General features: G+C 60.8%; 16 protein-coding genes. 4 read left to right on the top strand and 12 right to left on the bottom strand.

Annotated features, from left to right (window positions below):
• Nucleotides 1-6: 6 nt before the first annotated feature.
• The 5 genes from CIT39_RS06380 to CIT39_RS06360 form a co-directional block, all read right to left on the bottom strand.
• Nucleotides 7-1,824, bottom strand: a complete 1,818-nt coding sequence (locus tag CIT39_RS06380) for a DEAD/DEAH box helicase (protein ID WP_094972907.1) — start codon at nt 1,822-1,824, stop codon at nt 7-9.
• Nucleotides 1,825-2,052: 228 nt separating this feature from the next.
• Nucleotides 2,053-2,706, bottom strand: coding sequence for an ABC transporter ATP-binding protein (locus CIT39_RS06375; protein WP_334273082.1), 654 nt, complete (start codon nt 2,704-2,706; stop codon nt 2,053-2,055).
• 103 nt (nt 2,707-2,809) lie between these two features.
• Nucleotides 2,810-3,955, bottom strand: a complete 1,146-nt coding sequence (locus CIT39_RS06370; RefSeq protein ID WP_094972909.1) for an ABC transporter permease — start codon at nt 3,953-3,955, stop codon at nt 2,810-2,812.
• A complete protein-coding gene (locus CIT39_RS06365; RefSeq protein WP_162308371.1) occupies nt 3,952-5,208 on the bottom strand; it encodes an efflux RND transporter periplasmic adaptor subunit in 1,257 nt (418 codons plus the stop codon). The genes CIT39_RS06370 and CIT39_RS06365 overlap by 4 nt, the downstream gene beginning before the upstream one ends.
• Before the next feature lie 117 nt (nt 5,209-5,325).
• Complete coding sequence (locus CIT39_RS06360; RefSeq protein ID WP_244607527.1) at nt 5,326-5,859, bottom strand: Crp/Fnr family transcriptional regulator; 534 nt, start codon at nt 5,857-5,859, stop codon at nt 5,326-5,328.
• Nucleotides 5,860-5,987: 128 nt separating this feature from the next.
• On the opposite strand from CIT39_RS06360, the gene CIT39_RS06355 reads away from it, so the two are divergent.
• Together CIT39_RS06355 and CIT39_RS06350 are read left to right on the top strand one after the other, a co-directional pair.
• Nucleotides 5,988-6,464: a hypothetical protein gene (locus CIT39_RS06355; RefSeq protein WP_094972912.1), complete on the top strand. Its 477-nt coding sequence runs from the start codon at nt 5,988-5,990 to the stop codon at nt 6,462-6,464.
• 1,016 nt (nt 6,465-7,480) lie between these two features.
• Nucleotides 7,481-8,368, top strand: a complete 888-nt coding sequence (locus CIT39_RS06350) for a LysR substrate-binding domain-containing protein (RefSeq protein WP_334273081.1) — start codon at nt 7,481-7,483, stop codon at nt 8,366-8,368.
• Nucleotides 8,369-8,637: 269 nt separating this feature from the next.
• Here CIT39_RS06350 and CIT39_RS06345 read toward each other — a convergent pair whose 3' ends face one another.
• A complete protein-coding gene (locus tag CIT39_RS06345) occupies nt 8,638-8,988 on the bottom strand; it encodes a hypothetical protein (protein ID WP_094972914.1) in 351 nt (116 codons plus the stop codon).
• Nucleotides 8,981-9,319, bottom strand: coding sequence for a nitrile hydratase (locus CIT39_RS06340; RefSeq protein WP_094972915.1), 339 nt, complete (start codon nt 9,317-9,319; stop codon nt 8,981-8,983). The genes CIT39_RS06345 and CIT39_RS06340 overlap by 8 nt, the downstream gene beginning before the upstream one ends.
• A 495-nt stretch (nt 9,320-9,814) precedes the next feature.
• Here CIT39_RS06340 and CIT39_RS06335 point away from each other — a divergent pair, with 495 nt between their 5' ends.
• Nucleotides 9,815-11,086: a phthiocerol/phthiodiolone dimycocerosyl transferase family protein gene (locus CIT39_RS06335; RefSeq protein ID WP_094972917.1), complete on the top strand. Its 1,272-nt coding sequence runs from the start codon at nt 9,815-9,817 to the stop codon at nt 11,084-11,086.
• A gap of 84 nt (nt 11,087-11,170) precedes the next feature.
• Nucleotides 11,171-11,365 carry a hypothetical protein gene (locus CIT39_RS06330; protein WP_094972918.1) on the top strand — a complete coding sequence of 65 codons (195 nt, stop codon included), beginning with the start codon at nt 11,171-11,173 and terminating at the stop codon, nt 11,363-11,365.
• Nucleotides 11,366-11,458: 93 nt separating this feature from the next.
• Here CIT39_RS06330 and CIT39_RS06325 read toward each other — a convergent pair whose 3' ends face one another.
• The 5 genes from CIT39_RS06325 to CIT39_RS33160 all read right to left on the bottom strand — a co-directional run bounded on the left by CIT39_RS06325 (nt 11,459) and on the right by CIT39_RS33160 (nt 19,170).
• The gene (locus CIT39_RS06325) at nt 11,459-12,628 is read right to left on the bottom strand and encodes a hypothetical protein (protein ID WP_094972919.1); all 1,170 of its coding nucleotides are present in this window, start codon (nt 12,626-12,628) and stop codon (nt 11,459-11,461) included.
• Between the two features lie 27 nt (nt 12,629-12,655).
• Entirely contained in the window at nt 12,656-14,350 is a 1,695-nt protein-coding gene (locus CIT39_RS06320) for an NAD-dependent malic enzyme (RefSeq protein ID WP_094973469.1), read from the bottom strand.
• A 214-nt stretch (nt 14,351-14,564) separates the two neighbouring features.
• On the bottom strand, nt 14,565-17,708 hold the full coding sequence (locus CIT39_RS06315; RefSeq protein ID WP_094972920.1) for an efflux RND transporter permease subunit: 3,144 nt from the start codon (nt 17,706-17,708) through the stop codon (nt 14,565-14,567).
• Nucleotides 17,705-18,958: an efflux RND transporter periplasmic adaptor subunit gene (locus CIT39_RS06310; RefSeq protein ID WP_094972921.1), complete on the bottom strand. Its 1,254-nt coding sequence runs from the start codon at nt 18,956-18,958 to the stop codon at nt 17,705-17,707. Before CIT39_RS06310 ends, CIT39_RS06315 begins: the two co-directional genes overlap by 4 nt.
• Nucleotides 18,955-19,170, bottom strand: coding sequence for an MliC family protein (locus CIT39_RS33160; RefSeq protein WP_414645244.1), 216 nt, complete (start codon nt 19,168-19,170; stop codon nt 18,955-18,957). Before CIT39_RS33160 ends, CIT39_RS06310 begins: the two co-directional genes overlap by 4 nt.
• Between the last annotated feature and the right edge of the window lie 98 nt (nt 19,171-19,268).

The following is a 19,268-nucleotide window of genomic DNA, read 5'->3' as shown; positions in this document are numbered from 1 at the left end:
CCGAGCTTACGCGATCAGACGCTGCACCAAGGCGGACTCGCTCGAATACGTCAGCAGCGCCTCGTGGGTCGTCCGGGTCACCCCGACATAGGTCAGGCGGACGCACTCCTCGATGGTCTCGCCGTGGCGGCCGAGCAAGCCCAGGCCGGCGATGGCGACGCAGGGAAACTCCAGTCCCTTCGCGGAATGCATGCTCAGGAACCGCACGGCCACCCGCTTGACCGAGACTCTGTTGCGATTGTCCTTGGCCATATCGATCGGTACGCCATGCCTGGCCAGGATCTGCGCGACTTTCCCTCCGATCCAGTGCTCCGGATAGAGACAGGCCATCTGAGGCCACTCGTAGCCGGCCTTTTTCCTGTCGAGAAACCATTCGGCGACGCAGTGAGCTTCTGCGTCGATGCTCACGCAACGTCGAACGTCCGGCTCCAGCCCTTGCCGGCCCGCGTCTTCAGGCAACAGGATGGCGTGCTCGTCGTCGGCCGTCGTGCCTGGAGCGCCAATGACGTCCGCAGCAAAGCGCCTCGCGAAGGCAACGATTTGGGCCGTGTTGCGGTAGTTGACCTTCAACACGGTGGTCCTGCCCTTGGCTTCGATTCCGAGCTGACTCCACACCGGGCGTTCGCGTCCTTTGTAGATGGCCTGGATGTCGTCGTAGACGACCATCAGCGCCCTGGTGCGCGGGTTCACCATCTTGGCCGCGAGCGCAAGCCATTGCGGCTCGAAATCGTGGGCCTCGTCGATGAGGACGGCGTCGTATTGCTCCGCCGGGATATGGCCTTGATCGACGGCCTTCACGACCGCTGAAACGCTGGCCGCAAGCCGCTCGGCGTAGTCCGGATAATCGCGTTCGGACGGCGCGGGAATGCCATACGTCCGCAGCATCCGGTAGCACCATGAATGAAAGGTGAGGACATGCACGCGGTTCTCCACGCCCCGGCTCTGCATGGAATCCTCGAGTCGCCCGGCGATGCCATTGGCGTAACACAGAATCAGCACCGGCTTCGACGCCGCCCGCGCGAGATACTCGGCCCGGAAGGCCAGGATCAGGGTCTTGCCCGATCCGGCGACACCACGAATGATCCGATGCCCCTCGCCCAGGCTGCGTGCGAACTGCTCCTGATGCATGTCCATGACCGCAAGCGTGCGGTCCGAGGGATCGGCGTTGGGCCCGTCGTCCAGAGGCAACGCAATCTGCCGGATGCGGATCTCCGGGAAGAGCAGCGCGCGCAGCCGGTCGAATTGCGGCATGGACAGCGGCTCTCCGAGACGCGGATAGACCATGCGCCACACTCGGGAGCGGAATTCCTCGGGATCGGCGCCCTCGGTCATTTCGTCCTTGAACACGCAGAGCTGCTCGGAGAACACGTCCTTGAGATCGGTCTGTTCGAACTGCTTGCGCGTGATGTTCGTGAACACGGCGCCATAGCCGAACGGCACGATGGCTTTGCCCATGAAGCGATGCCCGACCGGAAACAGCAATTGTCCGTCCCGCTCCAGGGTGCGCACGACGTCGAATGTGTATTTACGCGCCTGCTCGAGCGGATTTGTCTCTCGCACAGTGCCACGACTGGTCAGCAGCTCGACCTTTGTCTTGTCCGCCGAGACGATCGTCTCCAGCCGCCAGTCCTTCACCTCGAGCACGAGCAGGCCGTTCGCGGGATGAACGATGATGAAATCCGGATGCCTGTTGAGCGGGCCGACAGGGAGGTTGTGCCAGACGACGGCATTCTCTTCGAGGAAGTCCTTGAGCCGTTCCGCGAGTCGGAGCTCCCCACGGCTGTCGAAGCGCGCGAAGCCCAGACTGGGGATCAGGATTGCCATGTGACGGCCGCGAGCACCATTGCGGACCGCCTTGTGAGCTACGTGTGTAGCAAAGCGGTCTCCAGGCTCACATGGTTGCCCAGAGGATGCAGGTTTTCAATGGCTTAGGATTTGCCCGGCGCGCCACTCAGAATAGAACCGCGAACTTCTATATTATTGAAATCGCTGTGTAATCACCAGTTAGAACTGCCCCCTGCAGCCCCCTTCGTACTTCTTTCGGCGTCCCCGTTAGATATGGGCGGCGCCAGTTGACGCTTGTAGTTCAGGACGTGGGCCAGCAGGGACGTCGTTCTCGAGCCGGCCGTCACGAAGCCGAAAGATGTGGTCGAACCGATCCAGGATCATTTCGTCATGCGTGACGCAGATGATTGCGGCATTCTGGTCGATGGCGATCCGGCGTAGCAGATCCATCACGATTCTGGCGCGCTGCGAATCGAGCGGCGCGGTCGGTTCGTCGGCGAGAATGATCCGTGGTCGGTTGGCGAGTGCGCGCGCGATAGCCACCCGTTGGGCTTCGCCGCCCGACAGCTGCTTGGGCAAGGCATGCTTGCGGTGGCCAACTTCGAGATAGTCCAGTAACTCGACGGCGTGCACGAGAGACGCCGCAGACCCTAGTCCGGCGAGCTGGAGCACCACGGCGACATTGTCGGTGGCGTCGAGGAACGGCAGCAGATTGGGGTACTGAAAGATGAAGCCGATCTTGTCGAGGCGCAGCCGGCGCAGGTCGGCCTTGAGCCAGCGATCGTCATAGACCACCTCGCCGTCGAGCGTGAGCCGGCCGCCGCTCGGCTCCAGAATGCAGGCGATGCAGTTGAGGAGGGTCGTCTTGCCCGAACCGCTCGGACCCATGAGGCCGACAACCTCGCCCGGATAGACGTCCATGTTGATGTCGATCAGGGCATCGACCCGCGCCGTCCCGGTGCCGAAATGCTTGGAGAGGCGTTCGACGCTTACAACCGCTTGTCTGCTTTCTCCTGCCATCGTCCTACCCCGAAGTCGCCAGCGCTTCGGCCGGGTCTACCTTGAGGGCGAGTCGAATGCCGAGGATGCTCGCAATAAGGCACATGACGATGGTGATAATGAATACGATCGCAACACTTTCGGGATCAAATATCAGCCGTCGTGGAAAAAACGGCCTGAAGATGAAAACGAGCGCCAGCCCGGCGAGGTAGCCGGCAATCCCCAGCGACAGCGATTGCTGAATGATGAGACCGACGATGGTGCGATCGGGCGCGCCGACGAATTTCAGGGTGGCGATCGAGCGCACCTTGTCCATGGTCATCGTATAGATGATCAGGGCGATAATGACGGCAGATACGATCACCAGCAGTACCATGATCAGAAGCTGCTGTTTACGTGCCCTTTCGATGACGACCTTGCTCAACAGGGTTTCCTGCTGCTCCTGGGTGAGCGCCGTAAGGTGTTTCCAGCGGGAGAGCGCCGTGGCGACTTCGTTGGCTGGCACATAGGGCGAGACCTTGGCGATGACGGCATTGATCTGATCGTTGGCTTGCAGCGCGCCGCCGCGCGCCTGTTCACGCCGTGTCGACGGCGGCGCAAGTTCGAACTGCAGCGCTTGCGCGTCATGCAAGGTGATGTAGGCGACGGGATCGCCGGCCGAGGTGACCTCGTTCTGCATCAGACCGACGACGGTGAATTTGTGACCGCGAGTGCCGAGTGGGACTTCCTGGCCGAGCGCAAGGCCGACGCCACGATCCACGATTATTTCGTAATGGCTACGCAAAATCTCGCGCCCGGCGACGAGCTTGCTGGGGCCGCCGGGGCGTCCTAGCTCGAAACCGATGAGGAAGAGGCGGTGTGGTGCGTCGTTCAGCTCGGTCTGGACCGATTGGTAGGTGACTGCACCGGCACGCTGCACGCCATAGACGCGGCTGACCAGCTCCCGCGTATCGCCGGGGATGCGCGACGATTCCGCGAACGGCCCTTTGGTGTCGGCCTGGACGACCCAGAGGTCGGCATTCGCGGCGCGTGCCTGCCGCAGCGCGTCGTCGATCATGCCTCCGTATACGCCGGTGATCATGATGACGATGCCGAGCAACAGGCTCAGTCCAAAATTGGTCAGTGAGAAGCGAAGCAGGTTGTGCTTGATATCGCGATAAGCCAGATTCATGGCACTTTCCCGCCGGCCACCTTCGCCGCACGGCCCACGCGCAGTCCGCTGCTTAACTGCGACACCACAAGGGCATCGTTCGGCACGCCGCCCGTAATTTCGTGGCGTCCGTCGAGCAGCCTGTGGCCGAGGGTCACCACGTGTTGCTGGAGGTGCCCATCCTCGACGGTCCATACCGTTCCTTGGCCCTTGCCGAGGCCGGCGATTGCCGCCTCCGGGACCAGCCGCGGCTGCGTCAGGCGCACGGTCGTGATGTAGACCTCGGCCTGTTCGCCCAAAGTGAATTCCGCCGGTATCTGGGCGAAGGCGACTGCGACGCGACGCTCCTCGTTCACACGATCGCTCTCCGGCTCGATGCGCGCCACGCGTCCAGCGATGCGGCGGCCCGGCTGCGAGCGCAGCACGATTTGAGCAGGTTCGCCGACGTTGATCTCGCCGGCCTTGCTTTCGTCGATGTAGGCAAGCACCCATACGGTCGCCGGATCGATCAGCGTGAAGACCGGCTCACCGGCGCCGAGGGCGGAGCCAAGCTCCTTCGTGCGCGCGATCACCATGGCGTTGTAGGGCGCCGTCAGCGTGTGGAAGTCCAGCGTCGCCGATTCCAGAAGCCCTTGGGCCTTCGCATCGTTGATGGAGGCGCGCGCCACCTCCACTTCGCTGGAGGCGAGATTGAAGTCACCGAGTGCGGCATCCTGGACTGCCTGTGCGGTTTCGGCCGCTTCGACCGAAGTGCTGTTGCTCTGAACCAGCGCTTGTCGGCGCTCGCTGATGCGCTTGGCATTGTTATAATTGGCACGTGCCTTTTCAACGCTCGCAGTGGCCTTCTGCACATTGGCTTCGGCTTGCGCAATGGATGCTTTGGTCCTGGCGACACGCGCGCTTTGTTCGCGGTCATCAAGGCGGCCCAGATTAGAGCCCTTGGCCACGCGATCACCGACATCCGCCCGAAGATCGACGAGCACGCCTGAAACCTTGAAGCCGACCTTTGATGCGACGCGGGCCTCGACGGTGCCGAGGCCGAACACCTCTACCGGCACATCGCGCTCGGCTTGCGAGACCTGTACGTTGACCGGACGGAGATAGAATGCCCAAGCACCTGCGCCGGCAGCGGCGAGGACGGCGAGCAGGACGGCAAGAAGAGCAAGCCGCCCGTTCGGGTGAGTCTTCGCCCCTCCAGCGTCGGGAAGGTCTCGGCCTTTTACGGCTCCGACAACTGGAGTGACGCTTGCCGGTTTTCGCTGGCTATCAAGCACGGGCATCCCCTCCGATCGGGACCCGCCGAGGGGCGGCTCTGCAAATATGATTTGTGGAGGGACGCTCGTATTGACCTGAATCAACGGGCGAGACGGCCAACGGAGAAGACTTGGACTTTACTGGCGGCGCTTGGCGATTTCCCGATAGAGCGCCTCTGGGCTGACACCGATCTGGTCGGCAACAAGCTTCCATTCGCCCTTCTGCGGAAAGCTGCCGGCGTTCCAGGCCATCCAGGCGTCGAGTCTCTCGGCCACCGTTCTCAACGAAAGAATTTCCGCGCGAAGCCTTGTACTCTGAAGCTCCTGGGCGAGATGATGAGCCCAGATATCGCTGAACTCGGAACTCCTCGTGAGCAGCTTCTTGAGGCTGACCTTGGCGTACACCCGAGTATCCGCAGCGCCGAACGCGACGGCGTCGCAATGATAGATGCCGGAGTAAAGGGACGCCTCCGCCAGGATCGACCCCGGGCCTGCGCGTTGCAGGATCAAGCCCGATCCATCGCTTTGATACCGCACGAGATGGATCGACCCGGCCAGCACGATATGCATATGGGTGACGGGATCGCCCCGATGGAACACGTGCTGGCCTGTGTCGAAGTGCTGCTGTCGAGCACGCAAGTCCCGCAGATGCGGTTCAATGGATTGCAACATGATAACTATCATGTCGGAAAGCTGTTCTGGGTGGCAAGTATTATCGGCGTGCCTGCGCTCGGTCGGCTATCGCTGTCCGCGCAGGTTGGCCAAGCACGCCGCTACGCGGCCGGCCTTGAGGAGGACATATGCGCGTTTTGGTGGCCACGATCGTTGCTGCTCTGGCTGGTGGTAGCGCAACGCTCGCCGGCGCCCAGCATCAGCACAGCCATGATCCGTCTACCCCCGTTGCTCCGGACACCCGGCAGTTCGTCAAGTTTCCCGCGCCCTTGGTCGAGCACACTCTGGCGAACATGCGAGATCATCTCCAAACGCTTCAGGAGATACAATCCCAACTCGCGATGGGGCAGACGGACGTTGCTGCCAAGGTTGCGGAAACACGCCTGGGAATGTCATCTCTGGGGCTGCATGGCGCTGCGGAAGTCTCCAAGTATATGCCGCAAGGCATGCAGGATGCCGGGACAGCGATGCATCGCGCCGCAAGCCGGTTTGCAATCACTGCTCAGGAAGCGGGGGTAACAGGCGATCTAAAGCCAGTGTTTGCAGGGTTGGCGGAAATAACGGCTCAATGCGTGGGTTGTCACGCGGGATACCGGCTAAAATAGTGCGAGCCTTGGAAGGCTGCAGGATTTCCTCCAGGAGCAGGCCCGCTGCTTTTCACCCGCCGGAGCGGCAGATGCTTGGATGCATCTTGCCATGGGGCGTCCTTCGGACCGTGAAGTACGAAGACTACAACGACGACAGCGGTACATTGTCCGTTCGTCTGAGCAAGGGTAAGAATCGACACGTAGTGTTGACGGAAGAGGGGAAATTTGCCCTCGGCAATGGACAAAGGTCCTCCAACCCGGCGAACGGATCTTCCTGAGAAGTGACGGTAGGGCATGGGGAACCTCGCACCAGCGGCGGCCGCTCGATGAGGCAAGCCAGCTGATCGAACCCGTCTCCGCCGATAGTCTCCCTAAAACGGGAATATTCGGGGAAACGGGCGGCGACTCGGCGATTTCCGGCTCAAGTTCGGCAAAGCAGGAGTCCAGAGACCAAAGCGAATGCGCAAATAGTCGGGATTTCCGGCCCATTCTCAGGTTCTCGGGAAGCTAGGCAGAACGCCGGAATATGCGTGGCTGGCGGCGCAGTGTGATCGCACCTGTCGCCCGGCGGTTTTCCTGCAAACAGGGAATTTTTCAGGGAATTCCCCAATTCTGGCCACCAGAGATACGCGTCGGTGCCTAAAATCCCCTGCGCCGCAACAGCTTTGTTGCCAATTCCCTACTTCAACGAACAGGGAATTATCTCGGACCGGCAGGGAAACCATTCCGGCATAACAGGCAACCGAGTGCTTCTTCGAGCTTGGCCCGAAAGGTTTCAGGCTTCCAACCCCTTGCCCCCGCAGATCGCTCCCCGTCAAATCCGTTGGCTCTTACTGCCTGACCAGTGTCACGTCGCACATCCGATAATACCACAACGACTTTGCACGTGCAGAGCGAGCCGCGCTGTGCGAGATTACCACGTCGGATCCGCCGTTGAGCTTTGGCGTGACGACGGCCGGTTTCATTCCGCTCTAAGCCGACGAAGCAATATGATCCTATGCAGTATCGTCAGTTGCGCTATTTCGTGAAAGTTGTTGAGGCTGGCAGTTTTTTCGCGCGCCGCCGCAGTGATACATGTCGCGCAGCCCGCGCTCAGCCAGCAGGTCGGGGAGCTTGAAGAACAGCTCGGCGTGAGTCTCCTCCTGCGCAGTGCACGCGGCGTCCGTCCGACTGCCGCAGGTACGGTGCTTTATCACGAGGCCTCCGATATTATTCGTCAGCTCGATCAGCTCCCGGGCATTGTGCGGTCGAGTACTGGTGAGGTCGAGGGCATCGTCAACTTCGGAATGACGACGGCACTCGCGGGCGCCTTCGCGGGCCCTGCGGTTGCAGCATGCAGGGAGGCACTGCCAAAAATAACGTTGAAATTCTCCGACGCCGACAGCGAAGTGCTCCAAGCCCGGATCGAGGCGCAAAAACTCGACATGGCCCTCGTCTTCGAAGATCACTTTGCACCCAACTTCTCGCGCCATCCCATTTTCCGGCAGCGTCTTTACCTGGTCGGGCGAGAGTCGATAAAAGGGTGCCAGGACACGGTATCCCTCGAACAGGTTGCCAAGCTGCCTCTGGTGCTCCCGCCAGTCCCCAAGCACCGGCGTACCGTCATCGACCGCGCCTTCGCGGCAGCGGGGCTGTCACCGAACGTCGTCGCCGAAGCCGATGCCGGGCTCAGCGAGCTATCCGCCGTGCGGTCCGGCGTCGGAAATTCAATCTACCACGCAGGAACGTTCAAGAACGTCTATCCAGGCGCGTTCGCCGAGCCGCTGCTGATCGAGCCTCCAATCTTCCTCACGTGCTCGCTCGTTTATTCAAGCGATTTTCCACTCACCTATGCGGGTGAAGCCGTAAAGAAGGTACTGATCCAATTCGTGGAGGATCAAATCAGACAAAACTCACGACCCGGTGCAGAACTGATCGCATGATGCAGTTTCTCCACCTGCCCGGACCATGTTCGCGACGGGCAGTTCAGCTACTGATCTAATCGAGGCCAAGCGATGCTGGCCTTGCGGATTGGAAGAAGCGTCGCATAGCGGATCAGTCGATCGCCCGCCAACACGGGACTCGTTCAGTCTTACAAGGAATGACTCCATCATTGGCAAGCAATACAGAATGACGGAAGACCAGTTGCGGTCGAACTCGTCACGCTGATCCGTCAGATAGGAACCAGCAAGAGATCAAACCAGCCATCCAATCATCGATTTCTCGCAGCCCACGACGAGCGCATGTCCCTGAGAACCCAGGTGAGGGATTCGTCGGGAACGAGATAGCCGCCGATGCCATCGGTAAAGAGCATGTCATAAACCCTGCGGCAGGCCGCATCGATGGCTTCGTCGCTCGTGTCGCCGTCTACAGGCGCAGGCAAGGCAATCGTGATCGTGTCGGGCTCTTGAGCGATGACTTCGATCCGGTAATCGCCGTCAGGCATGAAGCCGAAATGCTCCTTCAGTCCCGCGACGGGATCTTCGATCAGCCGCCGGCGCAAGGCGGGGTCGCGCCTGATCCTTGCATAGTGATCCGTAAAGATGTCTTGCTCGTCACTCATGGCCGCCTCCTCGGTAGCCCTGGCGCATCCGCAGGAGTTCCAGCTTGAGCGCCTGCGGCATGATCCAGCAAAACAGATCGCCGCTCTGCCACATGTCCATCTGATTGAGCACTCTTTCCGCATCCTCGCGCCGCTCCGCCAGCGGCGGAATGACGAAGTAAAGCGTATCCCGCCGCTGCATGCGGATATCGATCTTGACGTTGTCCGAAACCTCAACGCCCATTGCCGCAAGCGCCGACCTGGGGTCACTCTCCAGCAGACGCGCGAAATCGGGATCGTGCCAGGCGCGCGCCGTCAACGCTCGCTCGAGTGTCTGTTTCTCCTGGGACAATTCCGAAAGTCCTTTGTTAGCGGTCACGGCTCACGATCGATGATCAGGAAACTCGGCCCTCGATGCGCGCGCCGAAACGCGCCGCAATGCCCTGCATGTTCAGGTTTGGACTAAGCGGCCAATCTCGTGGTGCCCGACCGGAACGGTCGATCAGCCGGCAACACATACGTCCAAACGACGATCGGGAGCCAATACCGCTTCGATATGTCGATATCCGCGGCTGTTATACCCTGGGCCTGCCAACCGCCCAGGGCGCCGGCAAAGGCGCGACAGTGAACCGCCAAGAGCGTCGTCATAGGTTGAAACGATACCCGCATATCGAAGCGGTATTTGTTCTGCATCAGCGTTTCGGCCTATCTCGCAGTCACCGTGCGGGACATAGCCTTGGATGGCAGCAGTTCCTTTCGACACGGACCCTTAACCGCGCGAGCCGCGACGATCATCGCGAGACCTGTGGCAGCGTTGCCTCGTTCATTCATTTCCAGGAGTTGGAAAATGCAGAATATCATCAGCGGCCGGACGTCCAAGGACCAGCTCAAGAGCGCAAAACGAGTATATCGCGAGGCATCGCCGACCGAGCTGATCTATATCGCGACGAAATTGATCGTGGTGAGCCGGAGCAGCATCGCCGGCACGATCAGCAGAGAACAATTCGAAACGGCCGTCGCCCATCTCGAGGCCCGCTACGGCATTCTGCGTTCGGCTGTCGAGGGCGGACGATTCGTGGAGCGGACGGATGACCGGTCCTCGGTCGAATCCTGGCTGTCTGCCGATACGTGCTCCGCCGACGCTGTATATGCGACGTTGCTGAATGCCGAGCTTGATACGCAGGTCAAGATCTACGGCATCCACGTCATCGCCGACGGCGACAAACTCGACGTATTCATGCTCACCTCCCACGCCGTTACAGATGCAACATCGTTGATCGAGCTGCATTCGTGCCTTGCCCATATATGTGATTGCGTCGTGCGGGGAGAAGCTCCCTCGCTGGAGGAGCAGCCATTTCCGAATCCGGTCGATGCGGCGGTGAGTCAAAGGCTCGCTTCGCTTCCGGCAGACCCGGTTGCCGATCCCCCTTCCTATCCCGGGGAATTTGCAGAAATCCCGACGCGGGCACCCCACAGCCAGCCGGCGAACCATCGCCTTGATCGGATCGTCATCGGGGCGGATGACACGCATCGGATCCATGCTGCAAGCCACGCGCAGGGCTCGTCCGTGCACTCATTGCTCCTGGCCGCATTCGCCCTGGCGATTCGCGACGTGATGGAGAGCGGGCCACGCCAGATACTCATGCGATCGTCCGTGGACATACGCCGCCGGCTTGAGCCGCCGGTTTCGACCGATTTGGTTCTCACCGCCATCACGGGACACATCACGCCAATCCCCGATCTCGATCAGCCGCTCTTCGATATTGCGAAGCTCATTTTCGACGATCTTCACAAGGGTGCAGCCAATGGCTGCCTCTTTCGTGATTACGTGAACTACCCGAAGGCATTCGGCAGCGCACAACAGCCGCCCGTTGCGCTCAACATCTCCGACATGCAGACGGTTAAATTCTCTTGGCCGATGGAACGGCTGAAAGTCACCGGATTCGAGTATGCGTGTGGGTGGCTGAAGAAATTTCCCAACGTATCGGTGTCGGTTTACGACGGAACGCTGATAGCGAACACCGTCTACGTGGAGGAATTCGTCGATCCCGCGGTAATGCGGGCCATCTCGGAAGGTGTCGTGAAACGATTGGTCTCCGCTTGCGCGGAGTACGCATAAAGCCGCTTCCGCCCTGGGAATCCACCAACATGGCGAAGCACTCGGCTCGCGGTTCACGATTTAATGCAGGCTAAGGAGTAGCTAGTGAATCATTCCATTTACGGCGCCGATCGCGCGACGCACCTAAAAATACTGTTCGTGGCGCTCGTGATGGCATCCGTTGGCGTACTCGGCTTGTCGATCGGCTCATCGAGACCGATCGACAGCGAACGCAGTATCGTACTCAAGGCCGGCAGGTCAATCGCTGTAACCAGTTCCAACGTGGTCGTTGCCCGCTGAGGAATTTATCCGTGAATTACAACGCTGAAGGCTTACGGGCGTAGAAGCGGACATCAGTCAGCCCACGAATTGCCCCTGTTCGAACGATTTTTTTCACGTCGTCAGACGTGAGATCTCGTCTGCAACGTCTGCCGCGGTTTGCCTGAGAAGCTTCAGCGTCTGCACGGTTCTCCTCGCACCATTCTCTCCGAGGAAGAACATGTGATTCCCCGGCAGCGTCGCGCACAGCCGCTGCGCCGCGCCCCTGACATGCTCGACCAGTAACGCCCACTTTTCGGAAGGAAGCGCGGCGAGTTCGTTTGCTCGCGGGAAGACGAGAACCTCGCAAAGCTGCTGGGTGATGTAGACACCCCATGTCGAATGGTCCGTGAGGGCGTGCCGGGCGTCGACCGGAGAGGCATGCGTCATCAGGGCTAGCGGTGGAAAGGATCGGTATTGCGCGGTGCCCACCTCACGGGCGTCTCCGGCCGGGTCGGAAACAAAAGCTCCGTTTCTGTAGCGCATCGCCGATGCAGCCAGCCCGACCGGGAAATCGCCGGTCATCTCGCGTGTGAATCCGTCGACATCGAGCACCAAATGGCCGGCGGCCGAGTTCTGACTCGCGAGGCATTCGAGCAGCCAATCGAGGTAGGCGCCCTTGATCGCGGCGAGGCCGCTCGCGGCTGGCTTAAGTTGGTCGAGGCCAGGCAGGGTATTGGGAAGCGCCGATGCGGCCGCCATCGCGACGAAAAGTTCGATGCCCTTTCCCTTCCGTCGCAGCGCGGCATGAAGCGGCTCCGCAATCCGTCCCGCCATGCTCCAGCCGAGGACAATAGCGTTTGCCGGCAGACCATTCCGATCCACGTAACGGGCGATGATCTCGGCGCTCTGCTCCGCCCAGTCCGTGATCGAAAACTGCGGGAATGCGGCGTCGAACACACCCCTGCTGTCGATGGGATAGGACAGTACCAACGACGCAAAGCCTTCCGCATGCAGCCAATGGCAGAGGAAATCGGCGGCCCTTGCGCCGGGCGGTCCATAAGCGACGCGACCGAGCACTCCACCTCCTGTGACGAACACCACGACGGGAAGTTCCGCTCGGCCGGGTTCGAATCGCACCAAAGCCGGATAGCCGGCCGCCTCGGTCAACTCCTCGCGCGGATAGAGCATTGTAGATCCCTTCTCAGCTTCCGCTGGGGTGCGCCACGCCGCAGCCAAGGCTGCGCCGAGCATCGCGAATTGACGACGATTGAGGTCGCAGACAACCATTTCGAAAGCCTCCATGCCTTGAGGATCAATCGATCATCGGGCTCAATCCATCTTGCGGCGGTAGGGCACGTAACGGGGTGTCCAGATTTTGGCATGGATACGCTGGTCGATCCGATCGATCGGAACATCGGCGGTAAGGCCCTCCTGATGCGCCTGGATTGCGACTGCGAAAGCGACCTTGGCTGCTACTTCCCGCAACGCGCTGACCGGAGGCAGCAAATTGTGCTTGGGGTTGTCGCGAGCAGGCGATGAACTGGCCAACGCTTTTGCTGCGGCCATGAACATGCCGTCACTGACACGGCTGGCGCCCACCGCCAGCGCACCCAGACCGACACCCGGAAAGATGTAAGAATTGTTGGTCTGGTCGACCTTGAACCGGGCGCCGCCGCGGGTGATCGGCGGGAAGGGACTGCCGACGCCGATCAGCGCCCGCCCTTCTGTCCAGGCCTCGATATCCACCGGGGTCGCTTCCGCCCGCGAGGTCGGATTCGACAGCGGAAAAATGATCGGCCGCCCGTTGCACTCGGCCATCGCACGGACCACCGGTTCGGAGAACGTACCGGCCTGCCCGGAGACGCCGATCAGCACGGTTGGCCGCGCATTGCGGACGACGTCAAGCAACCCGATCCTATCGGGATGGTCAAGCTTCCAGCCTTCGATCGCCTTCCTCGCCTGAACGAAAGGGAGCTGGAAGGACGTAAGTCCCGGTATACCTTCAACCAAGAGCCCGTCGCGGTCGACCATGTAAAAACGCGCCGTTGCCTCGCTTTCCGACAGGCCGGCATCGCGCATGGCGGCACGGATCAGGCTTGCAATGCCGCAGCCAGCCGAGCCCGCGCCGAGCACCGCCACGCGCTGCTCGGTAAGAGGTACGCCGGTGACGTTGACTGCGGCCAGCAACGTGCCGGTCGCCACCGCGGCCGTGCCCTGGACATCGTCATTGAAAGTACATAGCCGGTCGCGATAACGTTCAAGCAACCGTGTCGCATTGTTCTTCGCGAAGTCTTCCCACTGCAACAGCACACGCGGCCAGCGCTTGATCACGGCCGAGACGAAAGCCTCGACAAAGTCGTCATACTCCTGACCACGCACACGCTCGTGGCGCCAGCCGACATAGAGCGGATCAGTCAGGCAGTCGGAATTGTCGGTCCCGACATCGAGCAGGATCGGCAGAGTCGTCGCGGGATGCAAGCCACCGCAGCCCGTATAGAGCGCGAGCTTGCCGATCGGGATGCCCATGCCACCGGCGCCCTGGTCCCCCAGGCCCAGGATGCGCTCGCCATCGGTCACGACGATCGCCTCGACCGCGTCAAAGCGCGGTTGCGCGAAGATGCGATCGATCCGGGCCTTGTGTGGGATGCTGAGAAACAGTCCGCGTGGCTTGCGAAACAGGCGGCTGAACTGCTGGCAACCAGCGCCGACGGTGGGTGTGTAGACGATCGGTAACAATTCCTCCAGATTGCCGACCAGCAACGCGTAGAACAGGGTCTCATTGGTATCCTGAAGCTCGCGCAAGAAAGCGTAGCGCTCTAGATCGGTTTCGAAGCTGCGCAGCGCCTGGAGACGGCGGGATACTTGCTCGTCCAGCGTCGAGACATTCGGAGGCAGCAGCCCGTGCAGGTCGAACGCATCGCGCTCGGTTTCGGAAAACGCCGTGCCTTTGTTGAGCTGTGGATCGGCCAGCAATTCGTATCCGCTCCGTCCCGTCGTCACGAAAGCTGCAGTCGTATCGGACATGACAAGTTCCTTTCCGAGCATGATGGACTCGCGGCGTTTCCGCGATGATCGGCTATCAAGTTCTCATTCCGTATGACGATCCTGAGTTCACAAGGCGCGACCACGATGCTATCCGCCGATCCATGTTCTCAAGCCTGGCCGAGGCAAGATGCCCTCCACGCGTCTCGGGCCAGGGTCGCCAGTCGACCCTTAGCGGCATGAGTCCGTCCCGCAACTAAAGGTCCGCCGACGAACGCGCCATCGTCTCAGCCGACGGCCGCTTCGCTGCTTCGCGCCAGCGCTCAAAGGTCACATAGAGCATGGGTACCAGGAAAATGCCTATCGAACTCGCGGCAAGCATACCACCGAAAACAGCAGTGCCGACGGCCCTGCGGCTGATCTCGGCGGCACCGGTGGCGACAACCAACGGTATCAGGCCGAGGATGAATGCGATCGAGGTCATCATCACAGCGCGAAACCGCATTTGCGATCCAAGTACGGCAGCCTCCGTGATCGACATGCCAGCCTCACGCTGTTCCTTTGCGAATTCCACGATCAGAATGCCATTCTTCGCGGCGAGGGCAATCAAGACCACGAGTCCGATCTGGCCGTACAGATCGAGATTAAGACCGGCGACCTTGATCCCGAGGTAGGAGCCGAACACGCCGACCGCCACCGCCAGCAAGACGGGTATCGGAATGATCCAGCTCTCGTACAGCGCGACGAGGAACAGATAGGCGAATAGCACCGCGAGCCCGAGGATAATTGCGGTCTGCCCGGAGGCGGCCTGCTCCTGATAGGCGGTGCCGGTCCATTCATAGGAGTAGCCAGCAGGCAGAGTCGATTTGGACAACTCCTCCATAGCGGCGATTGCCGTGCCCGACGAAACGCCGGGCGCTGGTCCACCATTGATCGTAACCGAGCGATAGTTGTTGTACCGGGTGATGACTTGCGGACCCGTTACGATTCGCAAGCTCGCAATCGAGCGGATCGGCACCATGTCTCCCTTCTTGTTGCGAACATAGATCTGCCAGATATCGGGGATGTCCCCACGGTTGGCTGCCTCACCCTCTACGTTGACCTGCCAGGTACGGCCAAACAGGTTGAAGTTGTTGACGTAGATGCCACCAAGCGTCGCCTGCAGGGCTGTGAATACGTCGTCCATGTTGAGGCCGAGCGCCTGCGCCTTGGACCGGTCAATGTCGAGAAAGATCGACGGATTGGTCGCGGTAAATGTCGAGAACACCCGCGTGAGCCGTGGGTCGCGGTTGGCCGCACCGATCAAACCGCCCATAACGCTGCCAAGGGCGGCCGGGCCCTGTCCCTCCAGGGCGTCGAGTTGATACTCAAAGCCGCCGGAGGTCGACAGCCCAATGATCGGCGGCAGGTTGAACGGCAGGACGTTAGCCTCCCGGATCTGCGTTCCCTCGCCAAAGGTTCGTCGAATCGTCGACTGCACCGATTCGGTCGCTGACTGTCGGTCCGCAAACGGCTTCATGCGCGCGACCAAAAAGGCAGAATTGGGCTCATGGCCTCCGTCGAGCAGCGAGAATCCGACGATTGAAAGCACGTGATCAATCTGCGGCATTTGCTTCAACAGCGCCTCGACCTGCTTCGTCACCTCGCTGGTACGCGCCACTGACGCCCCATCCGGCAACTGTACTGCGATGAAGAACGCTCCCTGGTCCTCTTCCGGCAGGAATCCGGTCGGAGTTATCTTCGACATACCCATGACCGCAGCACCGAATACCGCAACAGCGACGAGCGAGAGGGCCGCGAAGCGCAGCGTCCGACGCACGATACTGGCGTAACCGTCGCGAACAAAATCAATGCCACCGAGCACGCGCCGCATGATGCCGCGCCGCGGTCCGCCATGCCGCAGGAATACCGAACACAGTGCCGGCGACAGCGTCAACGCATTCAGCGCAGAGATGATCATCGCAGCACTGATCGTCACCGCGAATTGACGGAATAAGGTACCCGAGATTCCCGGAATAAATGCGATCGGCACGAAAACTGACAACAGCACCAGCGAAATCGCGACGATCGGAGCTGTAATCTGGGTCATCGCTTTCTTAGTGGCTTCGGCCGGCGATAGATCCGGCTCCTCCTCCATTACGCGCTCTACGTTTTCGACCACCACGATGGCATCGTCCACCACGATACCAATGGCGAGCACCATGGCGAGCAAGGATACTGTGTTGGCGGAATAGCCGAGCGCCAGCAGGACGGCGAAAGTACCGATCAGACTGACCGGAACGGCGACCGCTGGGACGATTGTGGCCCGCAGATTGCCGAGGAAGAGGAACACGACGATGACGACCAACACGAAGGCTTCGCCCAGTGTCTCCAACACTTCCCTGACCGTGTCGGCGACGAAGGTCGTGGAATCATAGTGCACGAGGTAGGTCAGCCCTGCCGGGAAACGCTCTGACAGCTTGGATAGCTTGGCCTGCACGGCCGCCGCCGTTGTCACCGCGTTGGCGCCGGGGGCAAGGTAGATGCCGATTGGCACGCCAGGCTGGCCGTCGATCCGAGATTCGCTGTCCATGTTCTGGGCACCGATCTCGACTCTGGCCACGTCCTTGATTCGTAGCACCGAGCCATCGGTGTCAGCGCGCAGCACAATATTCCCGAACTGGGTCGACGTCGCGAGCCGGCCCTGCGTCTGCACGTTGAGTTGAAACTGTTGGTCGTCGCCAATCGGCCGAGCACCGATGCGGCCGACAGGCGCCTGGACGCTCTGCGCCCGAATCGCCGCGACTACGTCGGATGGCGCCAGATTGAGGCTGGTGAGACGCTGTGTATCGAACCAGATCCTCATCGAGTAGTTAAGCTTCGCAAACAGCGTCGCTTGGCCAACGCCCGGTGTGCGGGAAATCGCATCCAGGACGTTGATGATGGCATAGTTGGTGATGAAGACTGGATCCTGCTCGCCGCTTTTGCTGTGGAGCACGATGAACTGCAGCACCGCGGAGGATTTTTTCTGCACGACGAGGCCCTGGGCCTGAACTTCCGTCGGCAACTGCGCAAGCGCACTCTGCACGCGGTTATTTACGTTGACGGTATTGATATCAGGATCGGTGCCGAGCGCGAACGAGACAGTCAGCGTGTAACTGCCATCGTTGCCGCTGGTCGACTTCATGTAGAGCATCTTGTCGACGCCAACGATGGCAGCCTCGAGCGGCTGTGCGACGCTCGATTCCACTACTCCGGCTGAAGCGCCGGGAAAGTTGGCTGTGACTGTGACCTGCGGCGGCACGATATCGGGGAACTGCGCAACCGGAATCCTCAGCAACGCAAGAGCGCCCGCGATCGTAATCACGAATGCGATGACGATGGCAAGTCGCGGACGATCGACGAAAACGGAGGAGATCATGGCGTGAGATCCACGGATTTCAGCCGAATTCCTCTGTTGCTCGCCCGAGACATTTCGCCTTCCACAGGGGACTTCATGCTGGATTGGACTAATGCGCTCGCGGGTCCCGGCGAAACCGATTGGCCGGGCCGCACCCGCTGCAGACCCTCCACGATCACCTTCTCGCCAGGCGAAAGCCCGCTTGTCACCGATGCAACGGTGGGGGTCGATTGTCCGAGCTGGATCCGCCGCTGCTCCACCTTGTCGTCGGCGCCGAGAAGAAAGACATAGTCACCTTGCTGATCCGACAGCACTGCCGAACGCGGGATCGCCACCACCTCGACCGGTTCCGCGCCCTCGAGCAGCACAGAAACGAATTCATTATCGGTAAGCTCGCGCTCGGTCAGAGGATCACCCGACTTGTCCTTCAAGACCGGGTTGGGAATCGTGCCGCGCAGCATGATGGTATCGGTGTTCTGCGCGATCGTGTTGTTGACGAAATCCAGCTTTCCGACCTGGTCATATACGCGACCGTCCGGCAGCCGGATCCGGATGACAACCGCCTTGAAGCCGCCGCCGATAACAGAGCGATCCCGCAGGGCAAGCACTTCTCGCACCGACACGGGAAAGGTCACATACATGGGGTCCTGGCTTACGATGGTGGTCAGCGCACCCGAGCCTGGCGAGACGACATTGCCTTCGCTCACCGCGGTGCGGCCGATCTGGCCATCGATCGGCGAGCGGACCTCCGTATAGTCGAGGTTGATGCGCGACAGGTCGACTTGGGCCTGCGCGGCCTGCACCTGCGCTTCGAGGCTTTGCTGATTGGCGAGCGCGGCGTCATAGGTGGACTGCTGGCCAGCCGGGCCGCCCAGCAGGGTGCGGGCGCGATCGGTTGTCAGCCTAGCGTCTGTCAGCATCGCCTGCAGCTGCGCGACCTGCGCTTTCTTCGCTGCCAGATCGGCCTCGAATGGACCACGCTCGAGTTGATACAGCAGGTCGCCGGCCTTTACTTCGGATCCTTCGATATAATATCGCTTCTCCAAAAAGGCGGTGACCCGCGCGACCACGCTGACGCGGTGCGGGGATTCGATACGCCCCATAAAGTCGTTGGACTCAGTGATGGGCCGCCTGACCGCCTCCATCACCCCGACGGCTGGGGGCCTCGCTTGGCCAACTTGCGCCTCGGCTGGCGCGATCGTACTGAGGGCAGCCAGTCCCAACGCGATGATCGCGGTGATCCAACTGATTGCTTTTTGCGCAACCTTCATGATCTTGGATCCGTTGTTTTGCACTCCGTCGTATGGCCTGCTCGTGTCAGTCGAGCTGCCTTTCCTTTGATCCAAAATTCCGTGCTGCCTTCGGCGTACCTGCCTCCGTCAGCCGACGGCGCTTGCGCAATCTTGACGAAATGACCCTGTCCACCAAAGCTCAGTTGAACTGAGCCGTTCTGCCCGAGACCGCGAAACACCGCGCGGACCATCGTGCCGTCTGAGCAGACGTACGAAGCGCTGCCTGCGAATGCACAGGTCGCCGATCCGATCGATACAAGACCTGCCAATATCAGCCTCGCAATAGTTC

This window comes from Bradyrhizobium symbiodeficiens, from assembly GCF_002266465.3.
GTDB classification, from domain to species: Bacteria; Pseudomonadota; Alphaproteobacteria; order Rhizobiales; family Xanthobacteraceae; genus Bradyrhizobium; species Bradyrhizobium symbiodeficiens.
The sequence above is the reverse complement of the archived record's forward strand: the minus strand, read 5'-3'. Positions and strand labels throughout refer to the sequence as shown.